The sequence below is a fragment of the Amycolatopsis roodepoortensis genome, assembly GCF_014873915.1.
In the GTDB taxonomy this organism is placed as follows: Bacteria; Actinomycetota; Actinomycetes; order Mycobacteriales; family Pseudonocardiaceae; genus Amycolatopsis; species Amycolatopsis roodepoortensis.
Window position 1 is genome coordinate 2,482,202 of record NZ_JADBEJ010000005.1, and the last position, 14,301, is coordinate 2,496,502.

At 69.2% G+C, this 14,301-nt stretch carries 16 protein-coding genes; 7 read left to right on the top strand and 9 right to left on the bottom strand.

What is annotated here, in order from left to right:
- The first annotated feature begins 58 nt into the window (after window positions 1-58).
- Entirely contained in the window at window positions 59-1,024 is a 966-nt protein-coding gene (locus H4W30_RS31055) for a winged helix-turn-helix transcriptional regulator (protein ID WP_192746025.1), read from the top strand.
- A gap of 74 nt (window positions 1,025-1,098) precedes the next feature.
- Window positions 1,099-1,287, top strand: a complete 189-nt coding sequence (locus H4W30_RS31060; protein ID WP_016332157.1) for a DUF5302 domain-containing protein — start codon at window positions 1,099-1,101, stop codon at window positions 1,285-1,287.
- A 104-nt stretch (window positions 1,288-1,391) separates the two neighbouring features.
- Here the strand turns inward: H4W30_RS31060 and H4W30_RS31065 are convergent, their stop codons facing one another.
- From H4W30_RS31065 to H4W30_RS31080, 4 genes are all read right to left on the bottom strand, one after another.
- On the bottom strand, window positions 1,392-2,462 hold the full coding sequence (locus H4W30_RS31065; RefSeq protein ID WP_192746026.1) for a Glu/Leu/Phe/Val family dehydrogenase: 1,071 nt from the start codon (window positions 2,460-2,462) through the stop codon (window positions 1,392-1,394).
- A gap of 159 nt (window positions 2,463-2,621) precedes the next feature.
- Window positions 2,622-3,815, bottom strand: coding sequence for a PLP-dependent aminotransferase family protein (locus tag H4W30_RS31070; protein WP_192746027.1), 1,194 nt, complete (start codon window positions 3,813-3,815; stop codon window positions 2,622-2,624).
- Entirely contained in the window at window positions 3,812-4,594 is a 783-nt protein-coding gene (locus tag H4W30_RS31075) for a tryptophan 2,3-dioxygenase (RefSeq protein WP_192746028.1), read from the bottom strand. The genes H4W30_RS31070 and H4W30_RS31075 overlap by 4 nt, the downstream gene beginning before the upstream one ends.
- Window positions 4,595-4,642: 48 nt before the next feature.
- Window positions 4,643-5,464, bottom strand: coding sequence for a PaaX family transcriptional regulator (locus tag H4W30_RS31080; protein ID WP_192746029.1), 822 nt, complete (start codon window positions 5,462-5,464; stop codon window positions 4,643-4,645).
- A 48-nt stretch (window positions 5,465-5,512) separates the two neighbouring features.
- Here H4W30_RS31080 and H4W30_RS31085 point away from each other — a divergent pair, with 48 nt between their 5' ends.
- The 4 genes from H4W30_RS31085 to H4W30_RS31100 are packed head-to-tail and all read left to right on the top strand — an operon-like array spanning window position 5,513 to window position 9,250.
- Window positions 5,513-6,238 carry a creatininase family protein gene (locus H4W30_RS31085; RefSeq protein WP_192746030.1) on the top strand — a complete coding sequence of 242 codons (726 nt, stop codon included), beginning with the start codon at window positions 5,513-5,515 and terminating at the stop codon, window positions 6,236-6,238.
- The gene (locus tag H4W30_RS31090) at window positions 6,235-7,737 is read left to right on the top strand and encodes a benzoate-CoA ligase family protein (RefSeq protein WP_192746031.1); all 1,503 of its coding nucleotides are present in this window, start codon (window positions 6,235-6,237) and stop codon (window positions 7,735-7,737) included. The genes H4W30_RS31085 and H4W30_RS31090 overlap by 4 nt, the downstream gene beginning before the upstream one ends.
- A complete protein-coding gene (locus H4W30_RS31095) occupies window positions 7,734-8,426 on the top strand; it encodes an SDR family NAD(P)-dependent oxidoreductase (RefSeq protein ID WP_192746032.1) in 693 nt (230 codons plus the stop codon). Before H4W30_RS31090 ends, H4W30_RS31095 begins: the two co-directional genes overlap by 4 nt.
- Complete coding sequence (locus H4W30_RS31100; protein WP_192746033.1) at window positions 8,423-9,250, top strand: enoyl-CoA hydratase family protein; 828 nt, start codon at window positions 8,423-8,425, stop codon at window positions 9,248-9,250. The genes H4W30_RS31095 and H4W30_RS31100 overlap by 4 nt, the downstream gene beginning before the upstream one ends.
- Before the next feature lie 156 nt (window positions 9,251-9,406).
- On the opposite strand, the gene H4W30_RS31105 is transcribed toward H4W30_RS31100, so the two are convergent.
- Window positions 9,407-10,366 (bottom strand): helix-turn-helix transcriptional regulator, encoded by a 960-nt coding sequence (locus H4W30_RS31105; RefSeq protein WP_192746034.1) that lies wholly within the window; start codon window positions 10,364-10,366, stop codon window positions 9,407-9,409.
- A 62-nt stretch (window positions 10,367-10,428) separates the two neighbouring features.
- Between H4W30_RS31105 and H4W30_RS31110 the strand changes: the two genes are divergently transcribed.
- A complete protein-coding gene (locus tag H4W30_RS31110) occupies window positions 10,429-10,899 on the top strand; it encodes a VOC family protein (protein WP_192746035.1) in 471 nt (156 codons plus the stop codon).
- Here the strand turns inward: H4W30_RS31110 and H4W30_RS31115 are convergent.
- From H4W30_RS31115 to H4W30_RS31130, 4 genes are read right to left on the bottom strand one after another with little or no spacing between them, the layout of a single operon-like run.
- Window positions 10,891-11,808, bottom strand: a complete 918-nt coding sequence (locus H4W30_RS31115; RefSeq protein WP_126735518.1) for an SMP-30/gluconolactonase/LRE family protein — start codon at window positions 11,806-11,808, stop codon at window positions 10,891-10,893. The two genes, H4W30_RS31110 and H4W30_RS31115, sit on opposite strands and share 9 nt — an antisense overlap.
- A gap of 10 nt (window positions 11,809-11,818) precedes the next feature.
- A complete protein-coding gene (locus tag H4W30_RS31120; RefSeq protein WP_192746036.1) occupies window positions 11,819-12,475 on the bottom strand; it encodes a histidine phosphatase family protein in 657 nt (218 codons plus the stop codon).
- Window positions 12,476-13,540 (bottom strand): phosphotransferase family protein, encoded by a 1,065-nt coding sequence (locus H4W30_RS31125; protein WP_192746037.1) that lies wholly within the window; start codon window positions 13,538-13,540, stop codon window positions 12,476-12,478.
- On the bottom strand, window positions 13,537-14,289 hold the full coding sequence (locus H4W30_RS31130; protein WP_126735513.1) for an SDR family oxidoreductase: 753 nt from the start codon (window positions 14,287-14,289) through the stop codon (window positions 13,537-13,539). The genes H4W30_RS31125 and H4W30_RS31130 overlap by 4 nt, the downstream gene beginning before the upstream one ends.
- Window positions 14,290-14,301: the final 12 nt, after the last annotated feature.

Consider the following 14,301-nt stretch of genomic DNA (forward strand, 5'->3'; position numbering starts at 1 on the left):
GGCTTCTACTGCTGTAGTCAGTAGTACGCTGACCGCGACACCCCTCGGAAGGAAGCACGTGACAGAGGCGACGGCGCACCGCGTCAGACCGGCGGGCGATCCACTGCGCCGCGCGCTCGAACTGCTCGGGGATCAGTGGACGTTGCTGATCCTGCAGAGTCTTTTCCTGCGCTTCCGCCGCTACGAAGAACTCCGGCTGCGGTTGGGGATCTCCCCCACGGCGCTGTCCGGGCGGCTGCGCGCGATGGTCGAGGCGGACGTGCTCGTCCGCACGCCGTACCGGGACGCGCGCCGCACCCGGCACGAGTACCGGCTCACCGAACGCGGCCTCGAACTGTGGCCGCTGCTGATCTCGATCTGGGCCTGGGAACGGGAATGGGTCGAGGGGCGGCGCGCCGTCCTGCCGACGCTGATCCACCTCGACTGCGAACTGGCCACCTCGGCACCGCTCGGCTGCGCCTCCTGCGAACGGCGGGTCGACGCCCGCGACGTCCGCGCGCGACGGCTCGACGACACCGGCGTCGTCGAAGCGACCGCGTCGAAACGCTTCCGCCGCAAGGACGCCGACTCCCTCGCGGGCGACCCGCTGATGTTCTTCCCGGACACCATGGAACTCCTCGGCGACCGGTGGTCGACCGGGCTCGTGGTGAGCGCGCTGCTCGGGGCACGGCACTTCTCGGAGTTCGAACGCGAACTCGGCATCGGGCCGAGCGTGCTTTCGGGACGGCTGTCGAAGCTCGTGGACGTCGGCGTGCTGCGGACCGGGACCGCGAAGACCCGCGCCGACGCGCACGACTACCGGTTGACGGCGAAGGGGCTCGCGTTCTTCCCCGCGCTGGCCATCATCGCCGAGTGGTCACGGGGTTTCGAGGTCCCCGGCCAGGAGCCGGACATCACGCTCGACCACGTGGACTGCGGCGACCGGCTGAAGCCGATCCTGCTGTGCGACCACTGCTGGCGCCCGCTGCTGCGGAACCGGGTCCGGTTCGGCGGCCCGGTCCAGCTGCCCACGCCGCCCAGGTGACGTAAATCGACTCGCCAAGCCGGTCGGTTCCTGACAGGCTGGCGTGGTCACACGTCGTCACCTCGGAGGTAAGAATGACTGAACCCGCACCGTCCCCTGCGGATGGCGAAGAGGACGACACCAAGCGCAAGTTCCGCGAGGCCCTGGAGCGCAAGCAGGCCCAGGCCCGCTCGGGTTCCTCGCACGAGAACGGCGGCGGGAAGAACCTGCACGCGCACGGTCCGGCCGCGAACAAGCGCACCTTCCGCCGCAAGAGCGGCTGAGTCCGCGCGCTTCCGGCGCCTGCCGGACGGACATGACGCGAAAGCCACTTTCGGGACATCTGGTGTCCCGAAAGTGGCTTTCGCGTCATGCGGGGAGGGAGCGGTTACACGGTCAGGATCGACCGCAGCCCGCCGACCTCGGCCATCCGGCGCTCGGCCAGCCGGTCGGCCGCCGTCGCCGGCGGCACGCCGTCGGCCTTGGCCAGCGCGAACACCTCCTTGGTGGTGTCGAAGATGGCCGTCGTCTTGCGCTTGGCGCGCGCGAAGTCGAAACCGTGCCGCTCGTCGTCGACCTGGATCACGCCACCGGCGTTGACCAGGTAGTCCGGCGCGAAGAGGATGCCGCGGTCGTCGAGCTGCTTGCCGACGCCCGGATGCGCGAGCTGGTTGTTGGCCGCGCCGCAGACGATCTTGGACCGGAGCAGCCCGACGGTCTCGTCGGTCAGCACCCCGCCCAGCGCGCACGGCGCGAAGACGTCGAGCTCGGTGCGGATCAGCGTGTCGAGGTCTTCGACGACCTCGACACCGGGGTACGCCGCGCGAGTGCGCTCGATCGCGGCGGGCGAGACGTCGGTGATGACCACCTGCGCGCCGGCCTCGATCAGATGCCCGACCAGGATGTGCCCGACCTTGCCGACCCCGGCGACGCCGACCTTGCGGCCCGCGAGGTCCGGGACGCCCCAGACGGCGTCCGCGGAGGCACGCATGCCCTGGTAGGTACCGAAAGCGGTGAGCACAGAGGAGTCGCCGGCGCCGCCGTTCTCCGGCGAGCGGCCCGTGACGAACTCCGATTCGCGGGCGACGATGTCCATGTCCTGCACGTAGGTGCCCACGTCACAGGCGGTGATGTAGCGGCCGCCCAGCGACTGGACGAACCGGCCGAAGGCGCGAAGCAGCGCTTCGGTCTTGTGCTTCTGGGGATCGCCGATGATGACGGCTTTGCCGCCGCCGAGGTCGAGCCCGGCGAGCGCGTTCTTGTAGGCCATCCCCTTCGACAGCGCGAGGACGTCCGCGAGGGCCGCGTCCTCGGATGCGTAGGGGTAGAACCGGGTCCCGCCGAGCGACGGCCCGAGCGCCGTCGAGTAGATCCCGATGATGGCCTTCAGGCCGGTGGCCTGGTCCTGGCAGAAGACGACCTGTTCATGGCCCGTTCCCTGGCCGAACACTTCGGTCACTGTGGTGACTCCTTGTCCTGGAGTGCACGCTGCTTGTGGCTCACGTGCGAAATTCCTGCAACAAGGCACAGTCCCCGGCGAAGGTCGTCCGGCGGCGACGGTGCCACATCGCAAACCTAGATCGCCCCGGTCCGTTCGCCAAGCCGGGGGCGGGTGGTCTCAGCCGCTGACGACCTCTTCGAGGACGTGGAGCGCGGAGTCGAGCTGCCGGTCGGACAGATACGGCGCCGGTCCGAACCTCAGGTACGCGCCTCGGCTGTCGGTCCGGACGCCGCGTTCGTCGAGGGCGGCCTGCAGCGCTGCGGCGTCGGCGCATTTCAGCGAAAGGAATCCGCCGATCCGGTCCAGCGGTGTCTCCCGGTCACGGGTGACGACGTTCTCGGGCAGCCCGAGCTTGTCGAAGCCCTCGGCGAGGTACCCCACCTGGTGCCGCGACACCTCCCGCAGGAACTCGGGGGTGAGCCCGTGCTCGGCGAAGAACCGGAAGACGCGGGCGCCCCGGTAGTGGCTCGTCGGGTCGTAGGTCGCTCCGGCGAACCGGTCCGATCCGGAGGCGTACGCGGTCTGGCCGGGCCGGCGCTCGTCCGCGAGCGCGCCGAACTCGGCGTACCAGCCGGTGACGACCGGCCGCAGTTCCTGCGCGTGCGCGGGCATCCGCAGGAAGCAGTTGCCCTCGCCGAGCTGGAGGTACTTGTAGCCGCCGCCGAGCACCCAGGCGTTGGTGAGCCCGAGGTCGTGCAGCGAGAACGGGACGACGCCGAGCGCGTGGTAGGCGTCGACGACGAGGTTCACCGACTTCGAGAGGCAGACGTCGGCCAGATGCGCGAGGCCCGGCACGAGGCGGGAGGTCTCGAACAGCACGGCCGAGACGAGCACGGCGGAGGTGTCTTCGGTGACCTCGGCCGCGACGCGTTCGGCCAGCGTGGCGACCGGCGCCGCGGGGACGCGGACCACCTCGACCCCCTCCTCGGCCAGCCTGCCGAGCTGACGGCGGAGCGTGTGGAACTCGCCGTCGGTGGTGACCAGCCGCGGACGGCGCGGCAGGTCCATCGCCGAGAGGAACCGGATCACCAGGTCGTGTGTGCTGGCTCCGAGCGCGATGTCGCCGCGCGGGTCACCGAGCAGCGCCCGGAACCCGGCCCGCATCTCGTCCGCCTTGGCGAAGGCCCGCGCCCATTTGGTGTCGACCTCTTCGGCGGCGTCGGCGAAGGCTTCGAGAACACCTTCGCGTGCCACATCCGGCCAGGCCTGGTGCGAGTGCCCGGTGAACAGCATCCGGTCCGCCACACCGAATTCCGTGTAGTGCGCCGCGAGCGCGTTGGGGTCGCGGCGAAGATCGTCGAGGTTCGTCAAAGCCTGCTCCGCACAGCCCAGAGATCCGGGAACATCGGGGAGAAAAGCGTCGTACGCAGATAGTGCGCTCCCGACGAACCCCCCGTCCCGGTCTTGTCTCCAATGGTCCGCTCGACCATCTTCACGTGCCGATACCGCCACTCCTGCATCCCTTCGTCCAGATCGACCAGGTGCTCCGCCACGACGGACGGCCCGGTGTCGTCGCGGTAGACCCGCAACAGAATTTCTTGGAGCTCCGGAGAGGGTTCGAGTGGCTTGGTGACATCGCGCCCGGTCGGGACGTCGTACCCCTTCACCGCGAGGTAGGTGACGAAGGAGTCGAAGAGCGACGGCCGCGCCATCGCGTCCGAGATCTGGGCACGCTGGTCACCGCCTTCGGGGTAATGCGCGAACACCCGCTCGTCCCGGCGGCCGAGGACGGCCTCCAGAACACGGAACTGGGCCGACTGGAACCCGCTCGAAGCGTCGAGTCGCGCACGGAAACTGGTGAACTGGCTCGGAGTCATCGTCTCGAGCACATCGATCTGCGCGACCACCACCTTGAAGATAGTCAGGATTCGCCTCAATGTGCGGACGGCGTGAGCGGTGTTACCCGCTTCGAGTTGCTCCTGCAGGTAAAGCGCCTCGTGGAGAACTTGTTTGAACCAAAGTTCATACACTTGGTGGATCACGATGAAGAGCAATTCGTCGTGCTCGTCGGACCGGGGATGCTGCGCGTCCAGCAATTCGTCCAGTGAAAGGTAGGACGTGTAACTCAATGCGGCCTGAGTGTCGTTCATTTTTCTGTCACTCCATCGATATCGCGCTGATCTTGACCCGGTCACCTGTCATTTTTCTGTCACCTCGTCGAAATGGCGTTGCGCCGCCGTGGCCAGCGCGTGATAGAGATCGTGGAACACCTCGACCGCGGCCGCCCGGCTCGGCGGAGCGGGCACCAGCCCGACCGGGAGCTCCGGATCGAGCGACGGGAAGGCGCGGAACGTGTGCGTCAGCCAGGTCCGGACCCGGAACGCCTCGGCGTCGGGCAGGTCTCCCGGATACCCGCCGAAATCCCGGACGAACGCGTCGTACCGCGCGGCGAGGCCGTCGAGGTTCCATGCCCGCGCGGCGAAGCGCCGGACGTCGAGGCCCGCCGACGGTTTCCCGAGCATCAGCCCGGCGTGTTCGGAGACGTCCAGCTCCTCCAGCAGGGCCAGCACCTCGGCCTCACGGTCGTGCGGGGCGATCCAGGTGCCGTCCTGGACTGGTCCGAAACCGAGGAAGCGCAGCCGCCGCACCAGCCTTTCCCGGGCCTGGCGGCGGCTCTCCGGGATGCTCTGCCACAGCACGGTCCACTCCCCGACCTCGCGTTCGCGCCTGCCGAGGGAGAAGATCCGGCGGTCGCCGTCCTCCAGGAGCGCGATCGTGCGGCGGGTCAGCGAGTAGTGGACCAGCCTGCCCGCCTTGTGCCGCGCGAGCAGGTCGCGGCGGGCGAGCCTGGCCAGCGCGATCCGCGCGGCGCCGTCGGAGAAGCCGAGCCCGGCGAGCACGCCGACCAGGCCGCCGGACCAGACACGACGGCTCTCACGCGGCGACACATAGGTGCCGAGCAGCGTCATCACCAGCTCCTGGGGACCTGGGTCGCCGTGGGGCGCGGCCGGTTCGGGCATACGGGCAACTCTATACACCCCAGGCCGCTGCGGTGTAGCTTGACTCGGGTGACGTACTTCGCGGAGTTGAGCTCACCTCAGGTCGCCGCGCTCGCGTCCGACGAGCGCGTTCCCGTGCTGCTGCTGCCGGTGGGCGCCGTCGAGCCGCACGGACCGCACGCGCCGCTGGGCACCGATCCCCTGATCTCACGCGGGATGTGCGAACGCGCCGCCGCGCGGCTGGCGGGTGATCCCGGCGTCCGGGTGCTGATCCTGCCCGAGGTGCCGTACGGGGTGACGCGGTTCGCCGCCGGGTTCGCCGGCGGAATCTCGATCGGCGAAGAGACCCTGTTCGCGCTGCTGGCCGAGATCTGCGGCGCGCTCACCGAGCAGGGCCTCACGCGGATCCTGCTGGTCAACAACCATTTCGAGCCGGCGCATCTGGCGGTGCTGCGGCGCGTGGCCGAGGCGGCGGGCGTCGGCTTCGTCGACCTGGTCCGCCGCCGGTACGCCGAGCGGCTCACCGACGAGTTCCGTTCCGGCGAATGTCACGCCGGGCAGTACGAGACGTCGCTGGTGCTCGCCGACCGGCCCGACCTCGTCGACGCCGCCGTCCAGCGCGACCTGCCGCCGGTCCACGTCGACCTGGCGCGCGGCGATGCCGCGGACTTCGTCTCGGCCGGGATGACCGAGGCCTACTGCGGCACCCCCGCCCAGGCGACCGCCGATGAAGGCGAGAAGACCTTCTCGGCGCTCACCGACATCCTGGTCGAAGCGATCCGAGACCTCGTATGACCTTCAATCTGGCGACCCATTTCGTCGACCGGATCCCCGGCGGGCGGACGGCGTTGCTGTGCGGTGACGAGGAAGTCACCTACGCCGAGCTGGCGGCGCGGGTGAACCGGGCCGGGAACGTGCTGCGGGACTTGGGTGTCCGAAGTGGACAGCGGGTACTGCTGGCGCTGAACGACGGCGTCGAGTTCGTGGCCGTCTGGTACGCGGCGCAGAAGATCGGCGCGGTCACCGCCGAGGTCTATTCCTTCCTCCAGGCCAAGGATTACGCCTACTACCTGGACTACACCGAGGCCGTCGTCGTCATCGCGGACGGCTCGACGTTGCCCGCGCTGCGGGAAGCCGGCGCGCGGAACCTGCTGGTCGTCGGCGATGTCGCGCTGGAGCCCGGCGAGCACTCGTTCGACTCGCTGGCCGCCTCGGCGTCGGCCGAACTGGAGGCCGCGCCGACCACGCTGGACGACGTCGCGATCTGGAAGTTCACCACCGGGAGCACCGGTTCCCCCAAGGCGTGCGTCCATCCGGCGCGCAGCGCGCTGGAAAGCTTCGACCGGTACGCGCTCGGCGTGCTCGGTCTCCGCGAGGACGACCGGGTGCTGGCCGTGCCGAAGCTGTTCTTCGGCTACGCACGCGATCTGACCGCGTTGTTCCCGTTCGGCGTCGGCGCGTCCGGGATCGTGTTCCCGCAGCGCAGCACCGCCGAGCTGCTGTTCTCCCTGATCGAGCGCTATCGGCCGACGATCCTGGTGAACGTGCCGACCATGATGAGCGCGATGATCGCCCACCCGGCGGCGTCTACTGTGGACATGAGCTCGCTCCGGCTCTCGACGTCGGCGGGCGAGGCACTGCCTTCGGAGCTGCATCGCAAGTGGGACAACGTGTTCGGGGTCCCGGTGATCGACGGGATCGGCTCGTCGGAGGCATACCATATCTATCTCTCCAACGTGCCCGGCGCGCAGCGGGTCGGCAGCCTCGGCCGCGAGGTACCCGGCTACACCGCTCGCGTTCTCGACGAGAGCGGAGATCCCTTACCGGATGGGGAGATCGGCACCCTGGAGGTGACCGGCCCGACCATCGCGCGTGAGTACTACGGCGACGCGGAGAAGACCGCGCGGATGTTCCACGGCGACACTCTGCGCACGAGCGACCTGTTCAGCCGCGACAGCGACGGGTACTTCCACCACCACGGCCGCGCCGACGACCTGCTGAAGGTGTCGGGCGTGTTCGTCGCGCCGAGCGAGATCGAAGACTGTCTCATCGGTCATCCCGCGGTCGTCGACTGCGCGGTGCTGGGCGTGACGGTCGACGGCCTGGTCGTCCCGCGGGCGTGCGTCGTCCTGGCCGAGGGCGCTTCCGCGACGGCCGAGGAACTGAAGGACCACGCGCGCGCCCATCTGGCGAAGCACAAATACCCGCGCGAGGTGGTGTTCGTGACCGAACTCCCCCGCACCGCCAACGGAAAACTCGATCGGCGCGCGTTGCGCCGGGTGGAGGCAGAGTGAGCAGGATCGTCGTCGTCACCGGCGGGACCCGGGGGATCGGCGCGGCCATCGCCGCACGGTTCCGGGCCGCCGGCGACAAGGTGCACGCGCCCGGCCGGGCCGACTGCGATGTCACCGACGAAGACGCCGTCGCACGGTACTTCGAAGGCCTCGGCCCGGTCGACGTGCTGGTGAACAACGCCGGGATCTCGGCGAGCGCCCCGCTGGCGAAGACGTCACTGGAGCAGTGGCGAACCCAGATCGAGGTCAACGCGACCGGAGCTTTCCTGTGCACACGGGCGGTTCTGCCCGGGATGCGATCGCGCGACACCGGCCGGATCGTCACCGTCGCCTCGACCGCGTCGCATATCGGCTACCGCTACACGGCCGGGTACACCGCGTCGAAGCACGCCGCCGTCGGGCTGATGCGGGCGACCGCCGCGGAGCTGGCGGGCACCGGCGTCACCGCGAACGCCGTCTGCCCGGCCTTCGTGCGTACGGATATGACCGCCGCCTCGGTCGCCCGGATCCAGGAACGGACCGGCCGCGACGAAGCCGACGCGGAAGCCGCCCTCGCCGCCGCGTCGCCGCTCGGCCGACTGCTCGAACCCGACGAGGTCGCCCACGCGGTGACCTTCTTCGCGGCGCCCGAAGCCGCCGCGATCAACGGACAGACACTCGTCCTCGATGGAGGTGGGATCCAGTCATGAGCCCGTTCCGCGCCACGCCGCCGATCACGACGGACTGGGAGCACTTCGAGTTCACCGTGGACGACGGCGTCGCCACGGTCACCCTGAACCGCCCCGACAAACTGAACGCGCTCACCTTCGACAGCTACGCGGACCTGCGCGATCTGCTGGCCGAGTTGCCGCACCGCGGCGACGTCCGGGTGCTGGTCATCACCGGCCAGGGGCGTGGTTTCTGCTCCGGCGGCGACGTCGAAGAGATCATCGGCGAGTTGCAGAAAATGGAGTCCGCGGAACTGCTGGAGTTCACGCGGATGACCGGCGCGGTGGTGAAGGCGCTGCGGGAGTGCCCGATCCCGGTGATCGCCGCGGTGAACGGTGTCGCGGCGGGCGCGGGTTCGGTGATCGCGCTGGCGAGCGACTTCCGGCTGCTGGCGTCGTCGGCGAAGTTCGCCTTCCTGTTCACGAAGGTGGGCCTGGCCGGTGCGGACATGGGTTCGGCGTACCTGCTGCCGCGGCTGGTGGGCCTAGGCCGGGCGACCGAGTTGCTGATGCTGGGCGACAAGATCGACGCGGCTCGCGCGGAGGCAATCGGGCTGGCCTCCCAGGTCGTTCCCGACTCCGAGTTGGCTTCTACCGCCTCTGCCTTGGCGCGGCGTCTGGCCGATGGGCCGGCGTTGGCGTACAGCACGACGAAGGTGCTGCTGACGCGTGAGCTGGACATGGATCTGGGGAGCTCCATCGAGCTGGAGGCGATCACGCAGGCATTGCTGATGACGGCGAAGGACCACGGGGAGTTCTATGCGGCCTGGACGGCTGGGCGTTCGCCCCAATGGACCGGCCGGTGAGCTCTTCCCCCTTCCGCAGTTAGTCGGCTAATTGCGGGGTCCCCCGGTCGTGACCGGACCGGCGAGGCCCGACTGTGTGGATTTCGGGACGTTGGATGACCCGAAATCCACACAGTCCTGCGTGAAGGTACCGGTCATGCACCCAACGTCCCGCAGTTAGTCGGCTAACTGCGGGGAAGAAGCACCAGCCGCGCCCAAGAGGCGTTCGGCCAGCACCCGGCACCGCTCCCCCAGTTCCACCGGCTCGATCACCTCGAACGCGTGCCCTAGCAGAACCACGTGCATCAGCAGGAAATCGAGATCCCCGGCCCCGCTCAGCACCTCGCACCGCGAACGCCCCCGCTCCCGCACCACCGCCGCCGATGCCGGGATCTGCGCCCGCACAACGGGAGCGGGCGCGTGGACCAGGAATCGCGCCTGATGCCGGTAGACCCGGCTCGCGATGTTCTCCTGCACGTAGGCCGCCGCGTCGGGTGCCGGGCGCGGGCGGAAACGCCACGATCGCGCGGAGACCTCGGTCATCTTGTCGACGCGGAAGGTGCGCCAGTCGTCACGGTCGAGGTCGTAGGCGAGCAGGTACCAGCGCCGCCCGGAAGCCACCAGCCGATACGGCTCGACCCGCCGCGAAACGGAACCCGAAGACGGATACTCGAAGCCCACCTCGACCTCGTCGCGGCAAGCGCGGGCCAGGGTCATGAGTACCTCTGGATCGATCGGCGCGCGGCTTCCGTCGAAGGCGACCACCGAGCCGGACAGCGCGCTCACCTCGTGGCGCAGCCTGGTCGGCAGCACCCGGTCGAGTTTCGTCAGCGCCCGGAGCGTGGCCTCACCGCTGCCCGCGCCGGCGAGCAGCGAGACCGCGGTGGCGATCGCCTCCTCGTCGTCCAGCAGCAGCGGAGGCATGTCGTGACCGGGCCCGAGCTGGTAGCCGCCGCCGACGCCGTTGCTGGCCTGCACCGGATACCCGAGGGCGCGCAGGCGTTCGACGTCGCGCCGGATCGTGCGCGGGGTGACGCCGAGCCGTTCGCCGAGTTCCGGGCCGGTCCACACCGCCCGCTGTTGCAGCAGGCCGAGCAGGGTGAGTACCCGCTCGGTCGTCCCGCGCTCGTCCTCCATGTCAGACACTGTGCCAGAGATAGCGGACCGATCCTGTCCGCTAGGCATGTCAGAGTGGTCCCATGAACCGCAAGAGCCGCGAATTCCAGGTCAGCTTCGACGCCCTCGACCCGAAAGCCCTCTCGATCTTCTGGCGCGACGCCCTTGGCTACGTCCACCCCGGCCCTCCCGGGGTGGAGGTGCCCGAAGGCACCGACCCGCTGGACGCGTGGGCCGAGTTCCTCGAACGGGTCGGAGTGCCCGAGGATCAGCGCAACACCCGCTCCGCCCTCGAAGACCCGGACGGCGAAGGGCCGCGGATCTTCTTCCAGCAGGTCCCCGAGGACAAGATCGCGAAGAACCGCGTCCACCTCGACCTGCGCGCCGCTCCCGGACTGGAGGGAGACGAGCGCATGGCGGCGCTCGAAGCCGAGTGCGACAGGCTCGTCGCCCTCGGGGCGAAGCGGATTCAGCGCTTCGAGCCCGAGGAGCCGCTGAGCCTCGGCTTCATCGTGATGAACGACCCGGAGGGCAACGAATTCTGCCTAGACTGACGTCACGGCGATCGCGTTGTCCTCCAGCGAGCCGAAGTAGAGGGTCCCGGCCCGCTCGCGGACGCCGACGAGCACATGGAACCCGTCGATCTCCCCGCGCAGTTCGTGGACGAGCTTCCCGTCCGGAGTCACGCCTCGCACCCCGCATTCCCGAGCGGGTGCGGGCTGCAGGGCCGTCGGCAGCGCCCGGACTCCGGCCCGCAGGGGCGCGGGGAGCTTCTGCACCAGGGAAAGCGCGGGGACCTTCGGGCTCGCCACGGTGATCCAGATCAGCCCGTCGCTGCCGGTCGAGATGTTGTCGGGGTAGCCCCACAGGTCGTCGACGAGGTAATCCCGCGTCCCCGCCTTGTCGCCGGTGAGCCACACGCGCGCGACCCGGTAGGCGCCGGTCTCGGCGACGGCCACATAGGACTCGTCGGGCGGCAGCGCGACACCGTTGGCGAACTGGAAACCGTCCGCGAGCTGCTCGATCTTGCCGTCCGGCGTGCGGCGCAGGAGCCGTCCGCCGCCGGTCTGCTCGATCAGGTCGTCCCGCCATTTCTCGATGCCGAAGCGGCGCGACGAGTCGGTGAAGTACACCGTGCCGTCGGAGGCGACGGCGGCGTTGTTGCAGAACACGAAATCGAGCCCCACCGCCGAAGTCGCCAAGGTGGTCACGGGGCCGCCCGCGAGCGGCATGGTGAGCAGGCCGGCCTTGGCGTCGCAGATCAGGAGGTCTTCGCCGTAGAACTCCAGCCCCAGCGGACGGCCGCCGGTGTCGCCGAGGACGTCGATCCGCCTGCCGTCCGGCGTGACGCGCAGGATCCGCCCGTCGTCGACGCCGGTGTAGATCCGCCCCTGGTCGTCGACCACGACGTCCTCGGGACCGTGCCCGTTGACCGGGATGACCGTGACCTCGCCGAACGCCATCGCGTGTCTCCTACCGATAAGTGAGCAGTTGTGCGGCTTCCGCCTCGAAATGCGGATGTTCGTTGAACGACAACATGGTCACCCCGCCGCGGCCGGACACGAGTTTGGTGATGCCCGCGTTCACGGTGACCCGGTTCAGCTTCAGCAGCCCCGCTTCCGGCGTGCCCATGAGCGCGCCGCAGACCGTCGCGATCACGCCGCCGGAGCTGAAGACCACGGCGTACTCGCCCTTGCCCAGCGACGCCACGACGTCGGCCAGCGCACCCTTCACCCGCTCCAGGAACTGGGGCCAGGTCTCGGCGCACGGACCCGAAGCGCCCGCCGAGACCCACGCGTTCAAGGCACCGTCCAAAGCGGCCTGATACGCCCGCGAATCGGTCTGCTGGACACCGGCGGCGTGGTGTTTCGCGATGTCGACGTGGTCGTACTCGTTCCACCGCTCGTCCTCGACGACGGCGATCCCGGAGCCGAGCACCTTCAACGCCGTCGCGGCCGTGTCCCGTTGGCGGGCAAGGGAACCCGATCGCGCCTGGGTGAACTCGACGCCGCGCCTGAGCAGTTCCTCACCGACCACAGTGGACTGTTCGAAGCCGCGGGGCGAGAGCTGGTCGTAGTTCGCCGCGCCGAACGAAGCCTGCCCGTGCCGGACCAGGTAGATCGCACCCATCTACGCGGTTCCTCCTCCGATGATCCGGCGGCAGCGCCCGTCGAGGTAGCCGACGAACTGCCACAGCTCCTTCAACGCCGGATTGGTCGTCTGCCCCGCGTGGTAGCGGTAGTAGATCTGCTGGATCACCACCGCGAGCCGGAACAGGCCGTACACCTCGTAAAACGTCCAGTCGCCGATTTCGAGGCCGGACCGTTCCGCGTACCGCCGCACGAACTCCTCACGCGTGTACATCCCCGGCACGTGTGTCGGCTGACGGCGGCTGAGCTTCATGACGTCGTCATCGTCGTCCTGCACCCAGTACGCCAGGGTGCTGCCCAGTTCCATCAGCGGATCGCCGAGGGTGGCCATCTCCCAGTCGAGCACGCCGACGATGTCGAGTGCGTCGTCGAGCACCAGATTGTCGAGGCGGTAGTCGTTGTGGATCAGGCAGATCTTGACCTCGGTCGGCTGATTGTCCTTCAGCCACGCCATGACCTCGGCGCAGTCCGGGACGTTCTCCGTGCGCGCCTTGAGGAACCGCTCCGACCAGCCGCGCACCTGACGCTCGACGTAGCCGGCGCCCTTGCCGAGATCGGTCAGCCCGGCGGCCTCGACGTCGACGGCGTGCAGTTCCACCAGTCTGTCGACGACCTTGCCGCACAGCTCCCGCGCGCCCTCCGGCGGCAGGTCGAGGCCGGCTGGCAGATCTCCGCGCAGGATCAGGCCTTCGAGCCGTTCCATCACGTAGAAGTCGCCGCCGAGCACGGTTTCGTCGTCGCAGAAGGCGAGAACCTCGGGCACGTATGGGAAAACGGGCCGCAACCCCTGCTGGACCCGGAACTCGCGGCGCATGTCGTGCGCGGAGGCGGCCTTGTGCCCGAGCGGCGGGCGCCGCAGGATCAGCTCGCGATCCGGGTAGGTCAGCAGGTACGTGAGATTCGAGGCGCCACCGGGGAACTGGCGGACCTCGGGCGGCACGTCACCCAGCCCGGGCACGCGTCCGGCCAGCCAGGCGTGCACCGCGGCCGGGTCGAACGAGTCCTCTCCGCGTACCTCGACGGTCTTGTCCGCGGCGACCGTCATCCGAACTTCTTCAGCAAGGGAGCCGGGACGAACGGGAAGAGCTTCGAGAGCACGCTCCACGGCCACGTCGGCACGAACGCCTTCGCCGTCTCGGATTCGATCGCCTTCACCAGCGCCTGCGCGCCCGGCTCCGCCCTGACCGCCCCCGGAAGCTTCGAGATGTCTTCGTTCATCTCCGATTCGATGAACCCGGGGTGCAGCGTGGTGACCTTGATCGGGGTCTTCAGCAGCTCGATCCGGGTGCCCTCGGCGAACGACGAGATACCCGCCTTCGAAGCGGCGTACGCGGTGGCGTTGCCGGGTACGCCGCGCAGCGCGAGGAAGGAGGACACGACCACCAGGTGGCCGTTCTTCTGCTTGCGGAAGATGCCGACGGCGGCCTCGATCTGGGCGGCCGCGGCGAGGAAGTTCGTCTGGAGGGTCTCGCGGTTGGCGTCGAACCGGCCGGTGCCGATGCGCTGCCCCTTGCCGAGCCCCGCGTTCACGATCACGCGGTCGAGTGAGCCGAGTTCCTCGCGGAACTCCTCGAAGACGGCGAAGACCTGGTCGTGGTCGTTCACGTCCAGCTTCCGGGTGACCACGGTGATGCCCGGATACGCCTTTTTGAGTTCCGCGGCGAGCGCTTCGAGCCGGTCGACACGGCGGGCGGCCAGCGCCAGGTTGCGGCCTCTGGCGGCGTACTGCCTGGCCATTCCCTCGCCGAGTCCGGAGCTCGCCCCGGTGATCAGGATGTTCTTCCGCAGGACCATGACAGGAGCTTA

Excerpts from the sequence above, each read along its gene's own strand:
- H4W30_RS31060 (WP_016332157.1), top strand. The coding sequence starts at position 1,099 with ATGACTGAACCCGCACCGTCCCCTGCGGATGGCGAAGAGGACGACACC.
- H4W30_RS31075 (WP_192746028.1), bottom strand. The coding sequence starts at position 4,594 with ATGAACGACACTCAGGCCGCATTGAGTTACACGTCCTACCTTTCACTG.
- H4W30_RS31080 (WP_192746029.1), bottom strand. The coding sequence starts at position 5,464 with ATGCCCGAACCGGCCGCGCCCCACGGCGACCCAGGTCCCCAGGAGCTG.
- H4W30_RS31090 (WP_192746031.1), top strand. The coding sequence starts at position 6,235 with ATGACCTTCAATCTGGCGACCCATTTCGTCGACCGGATCCCCGGCGGG.
- H4W30_RS31100 (WP_192746033.1), top strand. The coding sequence starts at position 8,423 with ATGAGCCCGTTCCGCGCCACGCCGCCGATCACGACGGACTGGGAGCAC.
- H4W30_RS31105 (WP_192746034.1), bottom strand. The coding sequence starts at position 10,366 with ATGGAGGACGAGCGCGGGACGACCGAGCGGGTACTCACCCTGCTCGGC.
- H4W30_RS31110 (WP_192746035.1), top strand. The coding sequence starts at position 10,429 with ATGAACCGCAAGAGCCGCGAATTCCAGGTCAGCTTCGACGCCCTCGAC.
- H4W30_RS31115 (WP_126735518.1), bottom strand. The coding sequence starts at position 11,808 with ATGGCGTTCGGCGAGGTCACGGTCATCCCGGTCAACGGGCACGGTCCC.
- H4W30_RS31120 (WP_192746036.1), bottom strand. The coding sequence starts at position 12,475 with ATGGGTGCGATCTACCTGGTCCGGCACGGGCAGGCTTCGTTCGGCGCG.
- H4W30_RS31125 (WP_192746037.1), bottom strand. The coding sequence starts at position 13,540 with ATGACGGTCGCCGCGGACAAGACCGTCGAGGTACGCGGAGAGGACTCG.
- H4W30_RS31130 (WP_126735513.1), bottom strand. The coding sequence starts at position 14,289 with ATGGTCCTGCGGAAGAACATCCTGATCACCGGGGCGAGCTCCGGACTC.